Source organism: Myxococcus qinghaiensis (assembly GCF_024198215.1).
Classification (GTDB): domain Bacteria; phylum Myxococcota; class Myxococcia; order Myxococcales; family Myxococcaceae; genus Myxococcus; species Myxococcus qinghaiensis.
On the sequence record NZ_JAKCFA010000005.1, the window covers coordinates 352238 to 371958 of the forward strand.

Here is a 19721-nt window from a genome sequence, read left to right on the forward strand (position 1 = left end):
GGGTTTCCAGAGGTTGATGAAGGTTCACGGAGGGTTCTACCGTTGGGGGATGAACCTTCTTCGACAGAGCTGGCTGTGGAGTGGATTGCTGGGCGTGGTGCTGGGCCTGGCGGCGTGCAACGCCGGTGACGTGGGCAGCGAGGAGGAGGGCGCGCTGGGGACGTCCGAGGCCGCGCTCTGCACCGTCGAGCAGACGTGTCCGAGCGGTACGCCGGTGACGTGCTCCTCTCCGACGACCGGCTGTGCTTCGGGTGCCGACAACGGTGGCTGGGTGGAGTGCGACGGCGTGCGCACCTACTGTCCGCCGGCGTGCACCTGCGGCACGACGCGCTACACGGCGTCCCGGTACGGCGAGGGAGCCACCTGCGGCGCCGCCATGACTCAGGCGCGCAGCCTGCTGGCCTCCACCGTGGCCGCGCGGTGCCCGGCGGGGGGCTGCAACAGCTCCGACGTCCTCGGTGACTGCATCCCGCTGGGCCCCAACCGCACGGATGGCTTCCGCGCGAGCGTCACCCGCACCTACTCCTGCAAGGAGCCCGCGAACTGCCGGTAACCGGATGACGGGTTCCCACGATGGAGGCCGGGGCGGCCTGGCCTCTATCGTCTCGGGGATGCAAATGCAAATCAGTAACCTGATGCGCGGTGGTGCCCTCCTCGTCGTCCTCGCGCTGACCGCGTGTGGCATCGGAGAAGCCCCGGGGGTCGAGGACTCGGTCCTGGAGAGCTCCGAGGCGGCGCTGGCCTGCCAGGTGACCCAGCAATGTTCGAACGCGACGACCGTCTCCTGTAGCTCCGCGAGCGGCGTCTGTACCTCGGGGACCGCATCGGGCGGCTGGGTGGAGTGTGATGGCGTGCGGAAGTACTGCCCCGTGCCGTGCACCTGCGGCAGCTCCCAGTTCATCGAGTACGGATTCGGCACCGGCTTCAACTGCACCGCGGCCTATGCGAGCGCGCGGAATGACGCCAACGCGCGCCTGGAGGGCAGGTGCCCGGCCGGGACGTGCAACGAGACGGACACGCGGGTTAGCTGCTCGGCCATCGCTGGTGGTCAGTTCGCCGAGTTCACCATCTCCTTCTTCTGTAATGAGCCCGCTCACTGCCAGTAGGTCGGCGAGTGCCGCAGCACGGAATATTTTCAACCACAGTGCCCTGCTGGCTCACGCCAGCGGGGCATTGTCGTCTTCAGGACAGTGGCTCGCGTGGTCATCCCAGACTCCCGGCCCGCAATTGATTGCATCAGTTTGGCCAAAAAATAGTCGTGAGGTTGAAGCTGATTTGTGACGGATTGGTCACGGGATCTCCGGATTTACGGGATTAACGCGATGCATTAGCAGGCGGACACCCCGTGCGGGCCTGTAGCGCTCCCTCTGGGGCAAGGCGAAGTTCGGTGGGTTCGCAACTTTTGTCGGCTGATCTTGAAAATCCGGTTGGCGTCTGTCGATGCCCTCTCCGGCGGCAGTGATTGGGGAGGGGTGTCTCGGACCTCATAGGGAGCCATCCACATGACTGTCAGGAACAGCACCAGCAGCCGGGACACCAGCAACAACTACCGCATCCGTGAGCGCGACACGCTGAGCAAGATCGCAGCCCGGAACAACACGACGGTGGATGAGCTGGCCCGGCTCAACAACATCGCTGACCCGAACAAGATTCGGGCGGGCGCCACGCTCAAGCTTCCGTCCGCCACCGACGGGTTCGACCGCACGGCGGCCAACCCCACGCAGACCACCGCGGGCACGCGCCAGACTCCCGGCGACACCTTCGACGCGGGCACCACCGCGGCGGCGGGCCTGACGTCGCCCAACGCGTCCGGGACGAACAACGGCTACCGCAACATCCAGGACCTGGGCGCCTTCACCCGCGGCGGCTCCAACTCCGAGGCGGCCATCGTCGTCGGCACCTCCGAGGGCAACCGCCGCCCGGACGGTGGCTTCACGTCCAGCTACGGCGGCCACACGGACCCGGGCAACGCGGCCCACAACCGTGGCTCGTTCTCCTACCAGGGACAGGGCGCCAGCACTCCGCAGCAGGCCGACCAGATCTGGAACCGCGAGCTGACCAACGTCACCCCGCGCTACGAGGCCGCTGCCCGCGCCGCGGGCCTGGACCCGAACAACGCGCTGCTGGCGTCCACGTACTTCGACCTGCACACCCAGTCGCCCCGCGCCGCGCAGAACTTCATCAACCGCGAACTGCCCAAGCTGGCGCAGGACCCGCGTGGCGTCACCCGCGAGTCGCTCATCGACGCGCGCGTGAATGCGTACCGCAATGACCAGGGCGTCCTGCGCGCCGCCGGCTTCAACCACAGCGAGTCCCGCCTGCGCGCCGACCAGACCCGTCGCGAGACGGCGCTCGTCACGGCGCTGGATGCGCGCGGCTATCGCTCCGGCACGACGCAGAACGACGCCGTCCCGCAGGGCCAGGTGCCGGTGCCCACGCCGCGCCCGGCCTCCGAGCGCCCCACCGTCGCCCCCACGCCGCGCCCGGCCTCCGAGCGCCCCACCACCGCGGGCACCACCACCGGCGCGGGCACCACCAACGGCGCGACGCCGACGAACCTCAACGACACCGAGCGCGTCGCGGCGAGCACCGACCGCGCGGCGGTGCAGACGCGCACCCCGTGGATCAGCCAGTACGACGCCAGCCAGGTGGAGCGCGCCGGTGACAAGGCGTGCTTCCGCGCCGCCACGGCGATGGCCCGTCAGGCGGGCGCCAACGTGACGGACGTCTCCCAGCGCATCCAGGTCGCCACGGGCGAGGGCCCCAACGGCATCACCGTGAACCGCCAGGCGGCGGAGCGCGGCCGCAACTACATCGACCAGCAGCTCGCCGCGGGCAAGCCGGTCGTCGTGGGCGTCAACCACCGCTCGGACCGCAACGTGGGCAACGCCGACGGCATCACCGACCACTTCGTCGTCATCACCGGTCGTGGCGTGGACCAGCAGGGCCGCACCTACTACACGTTCAACGACCCGGCGACGCGCAACCAGAGCCGTGGCGCGGACACCAACGCGAACAACCGCTTCTACGTCGACGAGAACACCGGCGGCCTCACCCGCCCGGGTCCCCGCAACGGCTACGTCGTCGGCCGCCAGTTCGACGTGTCGATGGTTCGCCCCAACGCGTAGTCGTCACCTGACGCGCTGAAGAAGATGCCCGGCGGCCCCTGAGGCCGACCGGGCTTCTTCACGTCCACACTCGGGAGAGACAGGGCTCGCGGAGGATGCTGCTCACGACGCCCGAGGTTCCACGCGCGGCGCCGGCTGCTCCGCCAGTGTGCTCCGCAGCGCGCGGACCTCGGTCAGCAGCTCCTGGGCCGCCTCCAGCGTCGAGGGGACGGCCGCGTCGGGCTCCGGGCTCGTGGCCAACTCCGTGGGCTCTCCCAGGCCGGTGTCCCGGTGCCGCCGCACGCAGTCCATGATGGCGTCGCGAATCGCCTCGGGGTCGCTCACGCCGCGGAAGCGGGCCTCGTGCAGGTGCTCCGCGGGCTCGCTCATCTCCGTCTCCTTGAGGGGCGAGCTGTGGCCTCCGCCCGCTGACTCCACCCTCACGTCGGCGATGCCCAGCATCCGCTGGATGGGGTTCTGATGGATGGAGACCTGCTGGATGTTGGCGAAGGTCATCGTCTTCTCCCGCAGCGACATGATGCCCTCGCGCACGCGCAGGCTGCGGTCCGTCAGCGCGTACCAGCGCAGCTCGTAGTCGAGCCGCACCACGAAGAAGCTCACGGGCACCACCACCACCAGGAAGCCCAGCCACGCCAGGACCTCCACTGTGTGGACGATTCTCGTCACCACCGCAGCGGCGGGCAGTTCGCGGAATTGGACCTTCATCATCTGGGCCGCGAAGACCCAGACCGCCACCGCGAAGAAGAGGGCGAACACGTGCTTGAACCCCAGCAACATCCGTCGGTAGAGCAGGTACCGGGGGTCCGCGCGGAACACGCGCACCGTCCCCTCCGGAAGCTGGGGCTCGGGGTCCACCTTCAAGAGCCGAAGGAGCCACTCGTGGGGCACGTCACGCATCTGACTGCTCCTTCACCGCGCGCGCGCCCAGCTCCTGCCGGAGCGCGCGGACCTCGGCGGCGACCTCGCGCAGGGCGGACGTCAGCGCCGCCGACTCGCCCGACGCCAGCGCGGCGGACTTCGCCATGGCGGGGCTCTTGTCTCGCGTGCCCCGCATCTTCGAGTAGAGCAGGTCCCTCATCGCCAGGTAGTCCTGGACGCCCTCGATGGTGATTTCCGCCTCCGCGCTGCCGCTCGCCGTCTGAATCTGGATGCGCGCGAGCCCCAGCCACCGCTCCACCAGGTTGCTGGACAGGTGGATGTCCTGGATGCGCGCATAGGTGAGCGACACCTCACGCCGGAAGAGGATGCCCCACCGCATGGTGATGCCCTCTTCGTCCAGCTCGTAGCGCAGCGTCTGGAACTTGAAGTAGCGCACCAGCGCGAGGATGGGGAACGCGGGCCCCGCCAGCAATGAGCCGAGCAGGTAGTGGATGAGCAGGCTCGAGTGCGGCTGCAGCACCGCGGGCAGCGTCCACGGCCAGGCGGGCCGCGCGGGAGGGGCGTGCACGGGCGGCTTGGGACGGGGCGGGGACGTCACGGGTCCGCCGAGAGTCATGAGGGGCTCACCTGGGTGTTCCTCCGGGAATCGCTCCCTGTCCCCAACGGGCGGGCGCGACTCCCATTTCATACGTCGGTCCGCTTCCTCCCGTCATGTCCCCCACCGGGCACGGTCGCCACCCCACCTGCCCAGGGGAGCGGTGTCCGCGTCCGACAGGCCACGCGGGGCCCTCCTTCCTGGCCAGGGGCCCGTGAGGCGTGAGCCCGTCGACCCGCTGACAGCGCTCCGAGTGACGAAGGCGGCCTCGTCGGCCGTTGCCCACTCCGCGACGCGCCGCCTGTGGAGCACGCCACGGTTTCGAGCCACCGCTGCTTCATCAGGAACAGACCCGCACTGTTTCAGCCGTGCGGGCCCTTTGCGCTGCTTCCGCGCACCCTACCGTGGCGCGCATGGACCTGATGCGCTGGCGGAGTCTCGAGGAGATGTTGTCAGGGATTGAAACACCGGAGGGTTGCTCCGCGGAGCAGCTCGCGCGGGAGGACCTCCCCCGGCTGACGGCCCTGCTGGAGAGCTGGTACCCGGACATCCGGGTCGGCACGGAGAGCCGTCACCTGGAGCCCTCGTTCTACGAGCGCGAGTTCTTCCTGCGAGGCGGGTCTCCGGACCGCTCGCTGTACGGCATCCTCGTGCGTGACCGCGCGAGCGGGGACATCATCGGCCTGCTGACGATGGAGCGGAACGTGCGCGGGCTGCAGCTCTCCGCGGCCCTGGGCGTCCTGGAGCCCTCGCGGCGCGGACTGGGCCTCGGCTTCCTGGGCACCGCGGCGCTGGAGGTGGTGGGCCGCAACATCGGCGCGGAGGTGGTGCTCTACTACTCCACGCTGAAGACGGCGCGCGCGCAGCGCAACGCGGAGAACCAGGGCTTCAAGCTGGTGGGCCTGGTGCCCGCCTTCGACGTGGATGCCATCGCCCCGGGCAAGGTGAAGCGCGTCTACGAGGCGCTCTACTCCAAGGTCCTCGTGGAAGCCGAGCGCATCCACCTTCCCGAGTGGGAGGCGCTGACGCCCTCCACCCGCGCGCTCTACACGCACCTGTTCGGTCAGCATCCTGCGCAGGTGGCCAGCGTCCCCGCTCCGCCGGAGCGCCTGCATGGTTGAGGTGCGGACCTACGAGGGGGATGCGGTGGAGGCGTCCCTGTTCGTCAACCGCATCTGGGGCCAGTACTACGGAGCGCAGGGGCCGCTGACGGACTTCCAGCCTCGCCTGCTGGACTGGATTCTCTTCGGCAACAGGCTCGCGACGCGGGAGTACCGCCTGGCCGCGTACTCCGGCGGGAAGCTGGCGGGAGTCCTGTTCGCGGAGCCCATCCGCCTGCGACTGGGGAGCCGCGCCCTGGAGGGCACGTACGGGAGCTGGTTCAGCGTGGACCCCGCGTTCCACGGGCGGGGCGTGGGGCGGAAGCTGGCGGAGACGATGTCCTCGCGTCAGCGCGAGCGCGGGTCCGCGCTGATGCTGGGCTGTCTGGCGGATGGCAGCGCGGGAGAGCGCTTCTGGAAGAAGACCCCCGGCACGCGGACCTTCGGCGCGTTGGGCCTGTGGCTTCGGGTCTTCGACGCGGCGGCGGTGGCGCGCTGGTCCACGACGGCGGCCGAGCGCGCGCTCTTCACGCTCGCGCGGCCGTGGCTGCGCGGGAGCGCTCCGACCGTGGACACGGAGGCGGGCATCCGGCCCTATCGTCCGGAGGACCTGCCTGCGTGCATGGCGCTGGTGGAGCGGATGACGGAGCCGGTGAGCCTGGGGTACGGCTACACGCCCGAGCGGCTCGCGCATCAACTCCAGTACCGGGACGTGCCCCACACCCTCGTCCTGGAGCGGGACGGCGAGGTGCGGGGATTGGTCAACTACTACACGCTCCAGATGAATGCCCGGGGGCCGCTGACCATCGCCCTGGTGGACCTGCTCGCCTTCCACGACTCGGTGCCTCGCGCGGAGCAGAAGCGCCTCTTGCGCGTGGCCATGCGGGACATGGTGGGGCAGGGCGCGAACTGCGCGGCGATGCTCCGGGGGCCGTGTGTGTCTGGTCGGCTGATGCTCGGGGAGGGGTGGGTGCCCTGGGCGGGAGGTACCCGGGTGGTGTGCATGCTGCCGTCTCCGGACGTGGAGTGGCCCGCTTCCCCGCGTGTCTTCACGCACCTGCGCTGAGGGCCTCCCTCGCTGGGAGGACCGCCCCCGGGTCCGGGCTGGGGCCCGGCGGGCGCCTCCTCGGGAGGGCAGGGGGCCAGCGACAAGGAACTGGGCGCGGGCGCGCATCGCGCTATGGTCCATGGGTACCGGGACTGTCGCCCCGAGGAGCCATGAACTTCGTCTTCATCTCTCCGCACTTCCCGTCCCACTTCTTCCACTTCGTCACCGCGCTGCGCGAGCGGGGCGTCACCGTGCTGGGCATCGGCGACGCCGCCTACGAGTCGCTGCGCCCCGAGCTGCGCGACAACCTGCGCGAGTACTACTTCGTCCCCAGCCTGCATGACGAAGACTCCCTGACGCGCGCGGCCGGCTACCTCACGTGGCGCCATGGCCGGCTGGAGCGCATCGACTCGCTCAACGAGTCCTGGCTGGAGGTGGAGGCCCGGCTGCGCGAGGACTTCCATGTCCCCGGCCTCCAGCCGGCGGACATCCACCGCATGCGCTCCAAGTCGGGCATGGCGCAGGTGTTCCAGCAGGCGGGCGTGCCCCACCCGGACCTCATCCGCGTGCGCGACGCCGCGCAGGTGAAGGAGTTCGCCAGCCGCGTGGGCTACCCGCTGGTGCTCAAGCCCGACGTGGGCGTGGGCGCCGCCAACACCTTCAAGGTCTCCAGCGCCGCGGACGTGGACGCCGCCCTGGCCCACCCGCTGCCCACCACGTATGTCGCGCAGCCCTTCGTGCGCGGCACCATCGTCACCTACGACGGCATCGTCGACCGGCACGGCGTCATCGTCTTCACCCTCAGCCACGAGTACAGCGACGGAGGCATGGAGACGGTGGTGGAGCGGCGGGACATCTCCTTCTGGAGCCACCTGGAGATTCCCCCCGCGCTGGACGTGCTCGGACGACAGGTGGTGGCCGCCTTCGGGCTGCGCGAGCGCTGGTTCCACCTGGAGTTCTTCCGGCTGCCGGATGGCCGCTTCGTCGTGCTGGAGGCCAACCTGCGGCCGCCCGGCGGCTTCATGACGGACATGATGAACTACACGTGCGACATCGACGTGTACCGGCTCTGGGCGAGGGTGGTGACAGGGGACCCGGTGGCGGACTTCCGCTACACGCCGCGCTACCACATCTGTCACAGCGCGCGCCGTCACGGCCGTCGCTACAAACAAACGCACGAGGAGGTCGTGAAGAAGCTCGGGGCCGCGTTCATCCTCCACCGCGAGCTGCCGCCCATCTACCACAGCCTCCTGGGCGAGGAGATGTACCTCACCCGCCACACGGACCAGGATGGGATGCGGGACGCGGTGCGCCTCATCCAGGCCACGGTCTGAGCGCCGCCGTCAGCGCTCCGTCCAGGTGAGCAGGTACGTGGTGTGGCCGTCCTCCACGGACAGCGTCCTCACCTGGGGGGACTCGCCGCCGCCCACGCGAATCATGTGCTCGAAGAGCGACTCCGAGTAGCCGGGGCAGTCGAGCACGGAGTTCATCCGCATCTCGTATGTGGTGGGGCCCTTCTCGACGAGCTCCACCTCCGTGTAGTTGTCCGTGCCGCGCAACGTCTGGGGCATCCGCTGCACCAGCCGGCGCGGGCCCAGGAGCCGCATGACGCCATACACGGCGCGCCCGATGAGGGTGCGGCCGTAGCCCTCCACGTGCGCGGCGGCCAGGTGGCGGAAGGACTCCTCCAGGGACATGCCAGGCCAGGTCTCCTCGGCGATGACGCGCAGGCACTGCTGCCACATGAGCACGGAGTAGGCGGGCAGCAGGGGTCGGTCCACGTCGAGGCCGACCTGACGCAGCCGCGTCTTGAGGCGGAGGGAGATGCGGTTCTGGAGGCCGTGCTGGATGAGGCCTTCCACGACCTGGACGTAGACCAACCGGTGTTCGAGCGGGACGTGCTTTCCGGCTGTCACGTCAGCAGCCAGCGCATCGCGGTGGGAAGTCTGCGCTGCCAGTCCTTCTCGTGGTGCTCGCCCCCGGGCTCCAGCACGAGCGACACCTCGTGGTCGGCGTAGCCCAGGCCCTTGAGGTGCTCGTAGAAGGCGCGCGTGGCCTCGCCGTAGTTGAGCGGGAGGCCATCCGCGTGGATGAACTCCTGGGCGCCGGCGTCCAGGTAGATGCGCGTCCAGCGGCGGGGGTGGGTGCCCCACTCGGAGAAGAGGCGGCCGTCGCTCCACATGACGGTGGGGGACAGGGCGCCGATGCGGCCGAAGACCTCCGGGTAGCGGCAGCCCAGGTACAGCGAGATGAGGCCGCCCAGGGAGGAGCCCATGGCCCCGGTCCACTCGGCGCCTTCGCGCGTGCGGTAGCTCTGGTCCACCAGCGGCTTGAGGTGCTCCACCAGGAAGCGGCCGTAGGCCTCGCCGCGCGCCTTCACCTTGCCGCTGGAGTCGTCCCAGGGCGAGTACTCCTGGAGGCGCCCGGTGCCGGAGTCCACCGCGACGATGATCCACGGCTCCAGGTGGCCTTCGTCCACGCCCTGCTCCAGCGCGAGGTTGGCGCACCAGGTGTCGAAGAGGGCGGACTCGGGATGCGCGAAGACGTTCTGCCCGTCGTGCATGTAGAGCACGGGGAAGCGATGCCAGGGCATCGAGTCATAGGCATCCGGCGTGTAGATGCGCACGGTGCGGGAGAAGCCCTCCTGGGGGGAGGGAAGGTCTCGGACGATGTGGACGTGGCCCATGGATGCGGAGTGCAGCATACATGGATGTCCCCCCATTTCTCCGCTCCTGGCCGCCGGTGGTTCTGGAGCCCACACCCGGTGGGAATGGGGGCGGGTCGTCCGTCCCGGGAGCGAGCGGGCAGGCTGGCTCCGGGGGAGGCACGCCCTGGCGGGAAACAGGAGGGTGTCGGTGGCTGCTGCCATACTGACGATGCAGCGGGCCGCCCCCTCCGGAGTCCCCCTCGATGGAACTGAACCGACTGCACCTCTCCGCGCTGTTGATGTCGACCGAGGCCGACGTGCGTCGCGCGCGGGCCGCCCTGGACGGAAGCGAGGAGGCGCGCTTGAGGTATGCCGCCGCCCAGGCTCGCGCGGTGGCGGCGAGGTCCGTCACGGAGGAGCTGTTGCTGGCGGCCCCGCCCTTCGTCCAGGTGTGACGCGGTTGCGTCTGGCCCGTGGACGGCGGGTCCGGGGCGCGGACGGCGTTGGGGTGGGGTGTGCCTGTAGGGAACGGTGGTCTCTGGCGTGCAGAGCCGGCGCCGCGTGCCTCGGTTCCTCGTGTGGTGGCTCCATGGGTGGTTGGGTTGCTGGCTCCTCGGCGCGTGGCCGGTGTGGGCCGCGCCGTACGAGGTGGAGCCCGACGTCGACGGTGAGCTGGAGCTGCTCGCGCTGCTGGAGGACGGGACGCTCTCCGCGGAGACATGGGCCGCGCTGGTGTCGCTGCGGCGCACGGGCGTGGAGCCCGAGCAGGCGACGCGGGCCGCGCTCTATGCACTGCCTGGGCTGACGTATGCGGAGGTCGATGCCCGGTTGGAGGCGCGCCGGAGTGTCAGGCCCGGAGTCCTCACGAATGAGGAGCGGCGTCGACTCGCGCCCTTCCTGGTGAGCCGTGCTCCAGGGACGCTGTCGGGGGATGCGCGGCTGCTGACGGCCTTCGCTCTATCGGATTCGGTGCTTCCTCCGGTGGCGTTGCAGGTCCGGGCCGGCGGGCTCGCGGGGCTTCGCGTCGGCGTGCTCGCGACGTGGGCCCGTCGGAGGTTGGGAGCGCTTCGACGAGACACTCGCACGCGAGCGCTCGTGGTGGATGCGCCCGGCTCTGCGCTGTTGTTGCCCAAGTTCCACGCGCAATGGACGGGCGCCCGGGCCTCCGTGCTCGTGGGCACCTATCGGCTCGGCTTCGGACAACGCCTGACGCTGGACACAACGGCGCTTCCTTCACCGGAGGGCTTCCTCCCGGACGATGGCGTGAGCCCTCCCGGCACCCTGGAGCGGGAGTGCCTGCTGGCGAGCGCCTCGTGTTCAGAGGCCGAGCGCGAGGCGGACGTCACCCCCGACTTCCGCTGGGACGAGGGGTTCCGTGGCGTGGCGGGCACCGTGCTCGGTGCGGTGAGCCCTGGCCTGGAGCTGTCACTCACGGGCTTCGGCTCCTACCAGAGCCGTTCACTCCAGCGGTCCGCTGTCCTGGACCGGGCGACGTGCGGGTCGTCACGAACGGGCGCGTCCGGCTGCGAGGCGCCAGAGGTGCTCGTGCCTCTGTCGCGCGCTCGGCTGGAGCCGCTCCGTGCGCGCACGTTGCCCGGTGTCTTCCGCGAGTGGGCCGGTGGTGGCAACGCGACGCTCACCCTGTCGCCGCGAGCGCGACTCGGTGTGACGGGTTGGGCCGCGAGGCCCGTGTGGCCGGTGGAGGGCGCCACGCTCGACTTCAAGCCTGGCGCTCGCTATCCGACGGGCGGCGGATTCGGCGCGGTGGGGCTCGACGCCGCCTGGGGGCTGGGCGCGGTGGACCTCTTCTTCGAGGGCTCGCGAAGCTTTGACTCGGCGCCCGGCGGTGGCGGGAGCTGGGCGGCCCTTCAGCGCACGGTGCTCTCCGGCACGGGACAGGAGTTGGAGCTGGCGCTGCGCTACTACGGACGCGGGTTCGCCAATCCCTACAGCGGTGCCACCTCGGGACCGGACCTGCTCGAAGGTCAGCGGGTTCGCAACGAGCTGGGCGCGCGGCTGCGCTACCTGTATCGGAACGTGGAGCGCTGGCGGTTTCGCGCGCAGGTGGATGGCTGGACGCTGCCCGCCGACAGCGCGGTGAAGGGCACGGCGGGACTGACGCAGCTCCGCGCCTCCGCTCGAGTGGACTGGCTGGCCTGGCCATGGCTGCGCCCCGCGCTGCAACTCGAAGCACGTGAGGCGGGGCTGGGACAGGCCCTCGCATGCTCCGACACGGAAGACAGCGCGGAGCTGGAGGAGGTGCCCGCGTGCTCCCGAGGGAGCCGCTGGGGCGTCACCGCGCGGGTCCGCTCGGAGCTCTCGGAGTCCGTCTCCGTGGCGGCGCAGTCCGGTTACGCGCGGGTCGTCGAGCCTGGGAGCCCGAGGGCCCGCGATGACGGACGGGCATCCGTGGAGCTGAAGCTGCGTCCCGTGGAGTCGTTGCGACTGGGTGCCCGACTCCAGTGGAAGGACGAAGACCTCGCCGAGCGCACCCGGCTTCGACAGGAGGTCCGCACCACGGTGGACCTGGGCTGGACGCTCCTGCCCGCGACGACGGTGCGGGGCCGGTATGTCTGGGTGGTGGACTTGAAGGACGCGCGTGCGGCGAAGACTCCGCCGGACGCGCCGCGACACCTGTTCCAACTGGAAGTCGAGACACGCTTTTGACGTGGAGCGCGGTGAATCGAGAGGGAGGCATCGACGTGAGGGGTTGGGGATGGAGGCTGGGGTGGATGTGTTGGTTGGGGATGGTCGCTTGTGGAGTGCCGCTGGAGGATGGGGCGGAGGACGCGTGCGCAAACGCGTTGCCGGGGGACCTGGTCATCACCGAGTACCTGAATGACCCCGAGGGGACCGACACCGGGCGGGAGTACGTGGAGCTTCACAATCCCCTCAAGGTGCCGGTGAGCCTGGAGTCGATGACGCTCTACGCGTCGCGCTCGGACGGCTCGCAGGAGAAGGGGTTCTTCTTCGCGGAGCCGCTGTCGATGTCGCCCGGGGACTACCTGGTGCTGGGGGATGTTCGCGAAGGGCCCGTGCCCGCGCATGTGGACCTGTCCTATGGCGAGGCGCTGGGCGCGCTGGGCAACACGTCGGGACGGCTGGGCGTGCGGTGTGGCGAGCGGGTGATTGACGAAGTGCCCCTCACCGCGCCCGTGAAGAGCGGCGCCGCCCGTGGCTATGACGGGCGGCTCGTCCCGGACTCCGCCGGCAACGATGACCCGGCGCGGTGGTGTGACGGCACGGCCTCCGGGGAGGCGGGGGCGCCGCTGGGAAGCCCAGGCGCGGCGAATGCGCCCTGCGCGCCGACGGAAGGCGCGTCCGAGCAGAACGGGAAAGGGGAGACCTGTGTCCCCGTGGGCTCGCAGGTTCCTCGGGACGTGAAGCGGCCTCGCGCAGGTGAGCTGGTCATCACGGAGTTGATGGTGAATCCGCTCGGGGACGACACGGTGGGCGAGTGGGTGGAGGTCCTGGCCACCGTCCCCGTGGACCTCAATGGACTGACGCTGGGCACCGACACCACGGGCACGAAGGTGCAGGGGGCGAACTGTCTGTCGCTCCCGGCGGGAGGGTACGCGGTGCTCGCCCGGCGCTCGGAGGCCGTGCTCAACGGTGGGCTGCCCATGCCCGTGGCCACGTTCAATGTGGACCTGCGCAACACGGGCGGTGTCGTGCAGGTGCGGTCCGGTGACGTGCTCGTGGACGCTGTCGCCTATGGCCCTGCGGAGGACGGCGTGGCGACCCAGGTGTCCGTGGGGAAGACGAACGCGTCTGGCAATGACTCGGCGGAGGCGTGGTGCCGGGCCTCGGAGGCCTATGGCTCGCGCGGCAACCTGGGGACGCCGGGGCGTGCGAACCGTGACTGCGCGGCTGGCGGCGGTGGCGGTCCGGAGGGTGGCGCTCCCGACGGAGGACGTGACGCGGGTGGAGGCGCTCCGGATGCCGGGCGTGAGGGTGGCACCGACGCTGGCTCTCCGGATGGAGGAGCCCGTGACGGCGGACAGGATGCTGGGGGACTGGATGGTGGTCTTCGAGACGCGGGTGTTCCGGACGGTGGCGCCCGCGACGCGGGGAACCCGGTGCCCACATGCATCGACCGGGTGACAGGCATCCCGCGTCCAATCCGGTTACCGGAGGTGGGCTCGCTCGTGCTCACCGAGTTCATGGCGGACCCGAGCGCCGTGGCGGACAGCGTGGGGGAGTGGGTGGAGGTCCTCGCGGCGCGCGAGGTGGACCTCAACGGCGTCACGCTGATGAACGAGGGCGGAGCGAACACGGTGCTCGACGCGACGCTGTGTCTGTCCTTGAAGGCCGGGGCCCGAGGGGTGCTCGCGCGCAGCACGGAGACGGCGCTCAACGGCGGGCTCCCCTCGGTGCTCGCCACGTTCTCCTTCAACCTGTCCAACGTCGCGGGCAATCACTCGCTCCGCCTCGCGCTGGGCAGCCGGATGTTGGACACCATCACCTGGACGAGCGCCGCGACGTCGGGCGTGTCCTGGCAGGTGAGTCCCACGAGCAGCGACCCTCAGCGCAACGACGCGCCAGGCAGCTTCTGCCTCGCGCCCGTTTCAGCGCGTTATGGCCTGGGAGACAGGGGCACGCCGGGACTGGAGAACCGCGCATGCGCGCCCTGAGGCTCGCGTTCGTCCTGATGGGGCTGCTCGGGGCCTCCTGTGGCCATGACGCCGGGCCGGGGTGTGGACCGCACACGGGCCGCGTGGTGGAGGTCATCGACGGCGACACCGTGATGCTCGAAGGCGGGGAGCGCATCCGCTACGTGCTCGCGGACACTCCGGAGAGCACGGCGGGACGTCACGACTGCTTCGGGCGGGAGGCCCTGGCCTTCAACCGGAGTCTCGTGGAGGGCAGGCAGGTGACGCTCGTGGACGCGGAGGCGTGCGAGGACCGCTTCGGTCGACGGCTCGCCTACGTCACCGTCGATGGCCATGACGTGAGCGCGCTGCTGGTGGAGCGGGGCTTTGCCTGCGTGCTCCATGTTCCACCCGCCGGGAGCTCGCGGCGCGCGGAGCTCGAGGCGCTGGAGTTCCAGGCGCGACGGGCGCGGCGAGGCCTGTGGGGCGCCTGCTCTCCGGTGCCCTGTTCATGATGAGGCACTCCGAGCACGCTTCCCGGGCGAGGCGCCGCCCAGGCGGCCCTGGAAGGTGGGGAGCCCGGACGCCCCGGGCGTCCTATTCCATTCCTGACGGCCATGCCTACGCGCCAATCATCCAGACCGGTCCGCTCCCAACAGCGGCCGGCGAAGGGCGGGCCAGCGGAAGCGCGCACCCGAGCGGGCGTGCGCTGTCCGACTGGGACCTGTCCGGCATGGCCGCGCGCTCCCGAGGACGAGGACGTCCACCGTGCCCGGGTGGGGAGGGCGCTCGCATGAATCCCTGTCCCGCGCCCATCGGTCCCCTGACGGAACTGCTGACCTCCCGCCGGGAGGAGATCGCCCGGCGTTGGGAGGAGCGGACGGGGACGCGGCACGGACAGGGGCTGCTGCGGCTCCAGACGCAGGCGACGGGCTCGCTGGAGTGGGTGGACTCCGTGGTGGGTCTGCTGCGGCTGTTCGGTGTCTCGGCCGAGGAGGAGGTCCAGTTCCCTCCACAGGGGCTTGGTACCGAGCACAACCGGGCGGGGGCGGACATCGCCGCGGTGGTCCGTGAGTACGGCCTGCTCCGGGATGTGCTCGTCGAGGTGTTGGAGGAGGAGGGGTGGGCGCCGGACTTCGAGGGGTTGCGCGCGCTCAACCGCGCCATCGACGCGAGCATCGCGGACGCGGTGGCCCGGCACACGGAGGCGCATGCGCGGACCCTTCGTGCCACGGAGGCGAAGCTGCACGACATCCTGGAGCACGCGCCGGCCGTCATCTACGCGAAGGACAAAGCGGGCCGGTATCTCTTCGTCAACCGCGCCTTCGAGCGCACCGCGGACATGAGTCGCGCCGACGTGGTGGGCCACACGGACCGCGAGCTGTTCCCTCCGGCGGTGGCGGACGAGTTCACCGCCGCTGACCGCCGGGTCCTCGAGACGGGACAGCCCCTGGAGTACGACGAGTACGTGCAGTGGACGGATGGCTTGCACATCTACCAGGCGCTCAAGTTCCCGCTGCCCGACGCTGGAGGGCGCGTGGATGCCGTGTGCGGCATCTCCACGGATGTCACGGAGACGCGGCGCGCCCAGCGCGAACGGGACCAGGCCCGCGAGCGCCTGCGCCGGGTCATCACCGAGCTGCCCGTGGTGCTGTGGGCCACGGACCCGGAGGGCAACATCACCCTCTTCGAGGGCGAGGGCCTGCGCGCCATGGGCGTGCGCACGAGTGAGGTGGTGGGCCGCAACACCTCCGACGTGTACGAGGGCCGACCGCAGCTGCTGGACGCCGCGCGCCGCGCGCAGGAGGGAGAGACCTTCTCCCTGGAGCTGGAGATGGGGGGCTCCTGGTTCATGGCCTACGTCTCCCCGGAGCTGGGCCCGGACGGGCGCGTGGTGGGCGTGTCGGGCGTGTCCCTGGACATCACCGAGCGCCGCAGTGCCGAGGAGGTGCTCCGCCAGTCGGAGACGCGCTACCGGCTGGCCACGCTGGCCACGCGGGACGTCATCTACGACTGGGACCTGGCCACCGGCGACATCCAGTGGAGCGAGCTGGCCGCGCGGCAGTTCCTCCTGAGCCCGGAGGGGCTGGAGATGGGCATCGACTGGTGGACCCGGTCCATCCATCCAGAGGACCGGGGGCGCGTTGCCGGGAAGATGCAACAGGTCATCGACGAGGGCCTGGACCACTGGCGTGACGAGTACCGGTTCCGACGGGGGGACGGCTCGTGGGCCATCATCGAGGACCGGGGGCAGGTGGTCCGTGACGACGAGGGCCGGGCCCTGCGCATGGTGGGCGCCATGCATGACGTCACCGAGCGGCGGGTCGCCGAGGAGGAGGCCCGGCGCCGCGCGGAGTTCGAGCAGCTGCTCATCGGCATCGTCGGGCATGATTTGCGCAACCCCCTCTCCGCCATCACCATGGCGTCCGCCACGCTGCTGCGGCGGGACAACCTGGATGAGCGGCAGCGCAAGGTCATCGACCGCATCCTCTCCAGCGCCGAGCGCGCCACGCGCATGCTGCGCGACGTGCTGGACTTCACCCAGGCGCGGCTGGGCGGTGGCATCCCCATGCAGCCCCGGACGCTGGACCTGCACGAGCTGACGCGGCAGGTGCTGGACGAGGTGCGGCTGGCCCACCCCGAGCGCATCCTGGAGCTGGCGTCCAGCGGGGACGGCGCGGGCCTGTGGGACCCGGACCGGCTGGCCCAGATCATCACCAACCTGGTGAACAACGCCCTGAGCTACAGCCCCATCGACTGCCCGGTGCTGGTGCGCACGCATGGCGCGCGCGGCGCGGTGATGCTCTGCGTCCACAACGCGGGGGCGCCCATCCCCTCGGAGCTGCTCCCTCGTCTGTTCGAGCCCATGAAGCGCGCCGAGCGCCCGGAGGCGAAGGACGGACGGGGCGGCCTGGGCCTGGGCCTCTTCATCGTCAAGCACATCGTGGACGCACACGGCGGCCGACTGCGCGTGCGCTCGTCGGAGCAGGGCGGCACCCTCTTCATGGTGCGGCTGCCCCGCGTGCTCTCCTCCCCACCCCCCATGAAATCGTGACCTCGAGGGCCCGCCCCCCGAAGCGGCTCGCGCAGATGTCCTGGAGCGACCTGGCAGGCAGCGGCCACTTGCTCCCGGGGGCACACCCGGCTAGCACGGGGGGCTTAAGGCTCAAATCCCTCGGAGGGGTGAATGAAGAAGGTCCTCATCGGGCTCGGTATTGGTTGTGGCGTCATCATCCTCGGCGTCATCGCCACGGTGGTCGTCGGCGGCATGTTGTTCGCGAAGAAGGCGGGCGACAGCCTGGAGGCCGTCAAGCAGATGCAGGTGCATCAGGAGGAGATGACGAAGCTGAACAAGAGCCACCCCTTCGAAGCTCCCGCCGAGGGTGAAGTGCTGCCGCTGAAGGAAGAGCGCCTGCTGACCTACCTCTCCGTGCGCGAGTCGGCGCTGCCGGTCTTCAAGGCCTATGAGGAGAAGTCGACGGCGTTCCAGGAGAAGTACGACACGAAGAACGGGGACGCGCTGCCGTCCTTCGGCTCGGCGATGGAGGCCGCCAACCTCATGATGTCGATGATGGCGGACGTGCGCACCGCGTACATCGCCAGCCTGAAGCAGCACGGCATGTCGCCCAATGAGTTCCAGACCATCACCGGCACCGTCTACGCGTCGATGGTGGCGCAGGGCACGGAGGCGATGCAGCAGATGAGCGGCAAGGCCCTGGAGGCCATGGAGAAGCAGCTCAAGGCGGTGGAGGCGAAGCTGGGGAACGACAAGCTGTCCGCCGAGGAGCGCGCGGACCTCGAGGCGACCCAGGCGGAACTCCAGGAGCAGATTGGCGCCCTGTCCGAAGCCGGGGGCAGCGCGGGAGACCAGCCCCCGTCCGAGGCGTCGAAGCAGGCCACCGCCGCCAACCTGGCGCTGCTCAAGAAGCACGAGGACCGCGTCAAGGTGATGGCCAACCCGGCCTTCGACGGCTTCGTGCTCGGCGGCGCCACCGACGAGCTGAGCGGCGCGGGCGGGGAAACCGCGGACTAGCGTCGCGCGGGGGCTTCCGGCTCCGGCCCCTTCCCATCGGAAGCGGCCGGACCGGGGGGGGCCCGGGCGTCCCGACGCCGGGCCCGGAGGCTCGCGACGACGGAGACGCCCACCAGGGTGGCGATGATGGCCACCGACGGCAGGGGCGGGACGTGGAGCCAGGGCTCCACCACCATCTTCAGGCCCGCGAAGCCGAGCACCCCCGCCAGGCCGTAGTGCAGGTAGCGCAGCTGGCCCAGCGTGCCGGCCAGCACCAGGTACAGCGCCCGCAGCCCCAGAATCGCGAAGGCGTTGGAGCTGTAGAGGATGAAGGTGTCCTTCGTCACCGAGAAGGCGGCCGGCACCGAGTCCACCGCGAAGAGGATGTCCGTCAGCTCCAGGCCCATGAGCGCCAGGAGCAGCGGCGTGGCCACGCGGTGGCCGTCCGCGCGCCGGACGATGAACTTCTTGTCATGCACCTCCTGCGTCACCGGCAGGTGCTTGGACAGCCAGCGCACCGCCCCGTTGTCCTTCTGCTTCGCCGGGTCCTCGCGCGCCACGCGCAGCGCGGTGATGAGGAGGATGGCGCCGAAGACGTAGGACACCCAGCCCCAGCGCTCCAGCGCGGCGGCCCCCACGAAGATGAAGAGCGCGCGGAAGACGAGCGCTCCGAAGATGCCGAAGAAGAGCACCTGGTGCTGCGCCCGCAGGGGCACCGACAGGCTCTGGAAGATGACGAGGAAGACGAAGGCGTTGTCCAGGCTGAGGCTCTTCTCAATCAGCCACGCCGCCACGTACTCCTGGGCCGCGTGCCCCCCGAGCACCGCCCACACCAGCCCGCCGAAGCCCAGGCCCGCGGCAATCCACACGCCGCTCCAAATCCAGGCGGCCCGGCGTGACTCGCCGTGGTGCCCCCGGTGCGACAGCAGGTCCACCGTGAGCAGCGTCAGCACCGCCACCCAGAAGACCCCCCAGAGCCATGTGGGAATCGCATGCATGTTCGTCGGCTGAACTTAGGCATCCTCCTCGCGGGCGGGACATTTTTCCCGCACGCGTCGCGTCACCAATGGGGTGGGCCAGACACCCCCGGGCAGGGGGATGTGGGCTGACCAACCCATACGGGCAGGCAGGGGGCTTTTCGCTCTCTTTGCGAGCATCCCTTCACGGGATGTGTCAGCGTCCGCGCGGGGCGGCCCGTGAGGGGAAGCCCATGACTGTCGCGTGGGGAGGGGCGCGACGAGCCGAAGGAACTGGAGGAGTGGTACCGATGAACAAGGTCATCTTCGCCTGCGTGCGCAACGCTGGCCGCTCGCAAATGGCGGCGGCGTTCTTCAACGTGCTGGCGGACCCGGAGAAGGCGCGCGCCATCTCCGCGGGGACGCAGCCCGGCGAGAGCGTGCATCCGGAGGTCCTGGAGGCGATGCGTGACGCGGGCCTGGACTTGAAGGACGCCCGGCCCCAGCAGCTCACGGAGGAGCTGGCGCGGGACGCCCACTGGCTCATCACCCTGGGCTGTGGCGAGGCGTGTCCTCACGTCGCGGGGCTCCAGCGTGAGGACTGGCCGCTGGACGACCCGAAGGGCAAGTCGGAGGTGCTGGTGCACCGCATCCGCGACGAGGTGGCCGCGCGCGTGGCGGGCCTGCTGGAGCGCGAGGGCTGGATGCGCGCCGGCTGAGTCGCCGGCCGGTCAGCCGGGCAAGGGAGCCGGCTGGGGTGGAGA

The 19721-nt window shown here is 70.3% G+C and carries 18 protein-coding genes; 13 read left to right on the top strand and 5 right to left on the bottom strand.

All coding sequences use genetic code 11. From position 1 onward, the window contains the following. Positions 1 to 49 precede the first annotated feature (49 nt). The 3 genes from LZ199_RS11490 (at position 50) to LZ199_RS11500 (ending at position 3128) form a co-directional block, all read left to right on the top strand. Complete coding sequence (locus LZ199_RS11490) at positions 50 to 553, top strand: hypothetical protein (RefSeq protein ID WP_253993694.1); 504 nt, start codon at positions 50 to 52, stop codon at positions 551 to 553. Positions 554 to 617: 64 nt separating this feature from the next. After that, the gene (locus LZ199_RS11495) at positions 618 to 1106 is read left to right on the top strand and encodes a hypothetical protein (protein WP_253993695.1); all 489 of its coding nucleotides are present in this window, start codon (positions 618 to 620) and stop codon (positions 1104 to 1106) included. A gap of 396 nt (positions 1107 to 1502) precedes the next feature. Then, on the top strand, positions 1503 to 3128 hold the full coding sequence (locus LZ199_RS11500) for a LysM peptidoglycan-binding domain-containing protein (protein WP_253993696.1): 1626 nt from the start codon (positions 1503 to 1505) through the stop codon (positions 3126 to 3128). Between the two features lie 102 nt (positions 3129 to 3230). On the opposite strand, the gene LZ199_RS11505 is transcribed toward LZ199_RS11500, so the two are convergent. Both LZ199_RS11505 and LZ199_RS11510 read right to left on the bottom strand, forming a co-directional pair. Further along, positions 3231 to 4025 carry a PH domain-containing protein gene (locus LZ199_RS11505; protein ID WP_253993697.1) on the bottom strand — a complete coding sequence of 265 codons (795 nt, stop codon included), beginning with the start codon at positions 4023 to 4025 and terminating at the stop codon, positions 3231 to 3233. Next, positions 4018 to 4623 carry a PH domain-containing protein gene (locus LZ199_RS11510; RefSeq protein WP_253993698.1) on the bottom strand — a complete coding sequence of 202 codons (606 nt, stop codon included), beginning with the start codon at positions 4621 to 4623 and terminating at the stop codon, positions 4018 to 4020. The genes LZ199_RS11505 and LZ199_RS11510 overlap by 8 nt, the downstream gene beginning before the upstream one ends. A 392-nt stretch (positions 4624 to 5015) precedes the next feature. Between LZ199_RS11510 and LZ199_RS11515 the strand changes: the two genes are divergently transcribed. The 3 genes from LZ199_RS11515 (at position 5016) to LZ199_RS11525 (ending at position 8084) form a co-directional block, all read left to right on the top strand. Beyond that, positions 5016 to 5723, top strand: coding sequence for a hypothetical protein (locus LZ199_RS11515; protein WP_253993699.1), 708 nt, complete (start codon positions 5016 to 5018; stop codon positions 5721 to 5723). Next, complete coding sequence (locus LZ199_RS11520; protein WP_253993700.1) at positions 5716 to 6768, top strand: GNAT family N-acetyltransferase; 1053 nt, start codon at positions 5716 to 5718, stop codon at positions 6766 to 6768. Before LZ199_RS11515 ends, LZ199_RS11520 begins: the two co-directional genes overlap by 8 nt. A 152-nt stretch (positions 6769 to 6920) precedes the next feature. Next, positions 6921 to 8084: an ATP-grasp domain-containing protein gene (locus tag LZ199_RS11525; protein ID WP_253993701.1), complete on the top strand. Its 1164-nt coding sequence runs from the start codon at positions 6921 to 6923 to the stop codon at positions 8082 to 8084. Positions 8085 to 8093: 9 nt separating this feature from the next. Here the strand turns inward: LZ199_RS11525 and LZ199_RS11530 are convergent, their stop codons facing one another. After that, positions 8094 to 8666 carry a TIGR02265 family protein gene (locus LZ199_RS11530; RefSeq protein WP_253993702.1) on the bottom strand — a complete coding sequence of 191 codons (573 nt, stop codon included), beginning with the start codon at positions 8664 to 8666 and terminating at the stop codon, positions 8094 to 8096. Beyond that, complete coding sequence (locus tag LZ199_RS11535) at positions 8663 to 9436, bottom strand: alpha/beta hydrolase (protein ID WP_253993821.1); 774 nt, start codon at positions 9434 to 9436, stop codon at positions 8663 to 8665. The genes LZ199_RS11530 and LZ199_RS11535 overlap by 4 nt, the downstream gene beginning before the upstream one ends. Before the next feature lie 224 nt (positions 9437 to 9660). Here LZ199_RS11535 and LZ199_RS11540 point away from each other — a divergent pair, with 224 nt between their 5' ends. From LZ199_RS11540 to LZ199_RS11565, 6 genes are all read left to right on the top strand, one after another. Next, positions 9661 to 9852 carry a hypothetical protein gene (locus tag LZ199_RS11540; protein ID WP_253993703.1) on the top strand — a complete coding sequence of 64 codons (192 nt, stop codon included), beginning with the start codon at positions 9661 to 9663 and terminating at the stop codon, positions 9850 to 9852. Between the two features lie 106 nt (positions 9853 to 9958). Continuing rightward, positions 9959 to 12064 (top strand): hypothetical protein, encoded by a 2106-nt coding sequence (locus LZ199_RS11545; protein ID WP_253993704.1) that lies wholly within the window; start codon positions 9959 to 9961, stop codon positions 12062 to 12064. A gap of 80 nt (positions 12065 to 12144) precedes the next feature. Beyond that, positions 12145 to 14031, top strand: coding sequence for a lamin tail domain-containing protein (locus LZ199_RS11550; RefSeq protein WP_253993705.1), 1887 nt, complete (start codon positions 12145 to 12147; stop codon positions 14029 to 14031). After that, a complete protein-coding gene (locus LZ199_RS11555; protein WP_253993706.1) occupies positions 14019 to 14504 on the top strand; it encodes a thermonuclease family protein in 486 nt (161 codons plus the stop codon). Before LZ199_RS11550 ends, LZ199_RS11555 begins: the two co-directional genes overlap by 13 nt. A gap of 278 nt (positions 14505 to 14782) precedes the next feature. Continuing rightward, a complete protein-coding gene (locus tag LZ199_RS11560; RefSeq protein ID WP_253993707.1) occupies positions 14783 to 17044 on the top strand; it encodes a sensor histidine kinase in 2262 nt (753 codons plus the stop codon). Between the two features lie 132 nt (positions 17045 to 17176). Next, entirely contained in the window at positions 17177 to 18022 is an 846-nt protein-coding gene (locus LZ199_RS11565) for a hypothetical protein (RefSeq protein ID WP_253993708.1), read from the top strand. Here LZ199_RS11565 and LZ199_RS11570 read toward each other — a convergent pair. After that, entirely contained in the window at positions 18019 to 18999 is a 981-nt protein-coding gene (locus LZ199_RS11570) for a TerC/Alx family metal homeostasis membrane protein (RefSeq protein WP_253993709.1), read from the bottom strand. The two genes, LZ199_RS11565 and LZ199_RS11570, sit on opposite strands and share 4 nt — an antisense overlap. Positions 19000 to 19268: 269 nt before the next feature. Between LZ199_RS11570 and LZ199_RS11575 the strand changes: the two genes are divergently transcribed. After that, positions 19269 to 19676, top strand: coding sequence for an arsenate reductase/protein-tyrosine-phosphatase family protein (locus LZ199_RS11575; protein ID WP_253993710.1), 408 nt, complete (start codon positions 19269 to 19271; stop codon positions 19674 to 19676). Positions 19677 to 19721: the final 45 nt, after the last annotated feature.

What these genes read in the sequence shown, in the direction of transcription:
- LZ199_RS11490 (WP_253993694.1), top strand. Translation starts at nt 50, where the DNA reads ATGAACCTTCTTCGACAGAGCTGGCTGTGGAGTGGATTGCTGGGCGTG.
- LZ199_RS11495 (WP_253993695.1), top strand. Translation starts at nt 618, where the DNA reads ATGCAAATCAGTAACCTGATGCGCGGTGGTGCCCTCCTCGTCGTCCTC.
- LZ199_RS11500 (WP_253993696.1), top strand. Translation starts at nt 1,503, where the DNA reads ATGACTGTCAGGAACAGCACCAGCAGCCGGGACACCAGCAACAACTAC.
- LZ199_RS11505 (WP_253993697.1), bottom strand. Translation starts at nt 4,025, where the DNA reads ATGCGTGACGTGCCCCACGAGTGGCTCCTTCGGCTCTTGAAGGTGGAC.
- LZ199_RS11510 (WP_253993698.1), bottom strand. Translation starts at nt 4,623, where the DNA reads ATGACTCTCGGCGGACCCGTGACGTCCCCGCCCCGTCCCAAGCCGCCC.
- LZ199_RS11515 (WP_253993699.1), top strand. Translation starts at nt 5,016, where the DNA reads ATGGACCTGATGCGCTGGCGGAGTCTCGAGGAGATGTTGTCAGGGATT.
- LZ199_RS11520 (WP_253993700.1), top strand. Translation starts at nt 5,716, where the DNA reads ATGGTTGAGGTGCGGACCTACGAGGGGGATGCGGTGGAGGCGTCCCTG.
- LZ199_RS11525 (WP_253993701.1), top strand. Translation starts at nt 6,921, where the DNA reads ATGAACTTCGTCTTCATCTCTCCGCACTTCCCGTCCCACTTCTTCCAC.
- LZ199_RS11535 (WP_253993821.1), bottom strand. Translation starts at nt 9,436, where the DNA reads ATGGGCCACGTCCACATCGTCCGAGACCTTCCCTCCCCCCAGGAGGGC.
- LZ199_RS11540 (WP_253993703.1), top strand. Translation starts at nt 9,661, where the DNA reads ATGGAACTGAACCGACTGCACCTCTCCGCGCTGTTGATGTCGACCGAG.
- LZ199_RS11550 (WP_253993705.1), top strand. Translation starts at nt 12,145, where the DNA reads ATGGTCGCTTGTGGAGTGCCGCTGGAGGATGGGGCGGAGGACGCGTGC.
- LZ199_RS11555 (WP_253993706.1), top strand. Translation starts at nt 14,019, where the DNA reads ATGCGCGCCCTGAGGCTCGCGTTCGTCCTGATGGGGCTGCTCGGGGCC.
- LZ199_RS11560 (WP_253993707.1), top strand. Translation starts at nt 14,783, where the DNA reads ATGAATCCCTGTCCCGCGCCCATCGGTCCCCTGACGGAACTGCTGACC.
- LZ199_RS11565 (WP_253993708.1), top strand. Translation starts at nt 17,177, where the DNA reads ATGAAGAAGGTCCTCATCGGGCTCGGTATTGGTTGTGGCGTCATCATC.
- LZ199_RS11570 (WP_253993709.1), bottom strand. Translation starts at nt 18,999, where the DNA reads ATGCATGCGATTCCCACATGGCTCTGGGGGGTCTTCTGGGTGGCGGTG.
- LZ199_RS11575 (WP_253993710.1), top strand. Translation starts at nt 19,269, where the DNA reads ATGAACAAGGTCATCTTCGCCTGCGTGCGCAACGCTGGCCGCTCGCAA.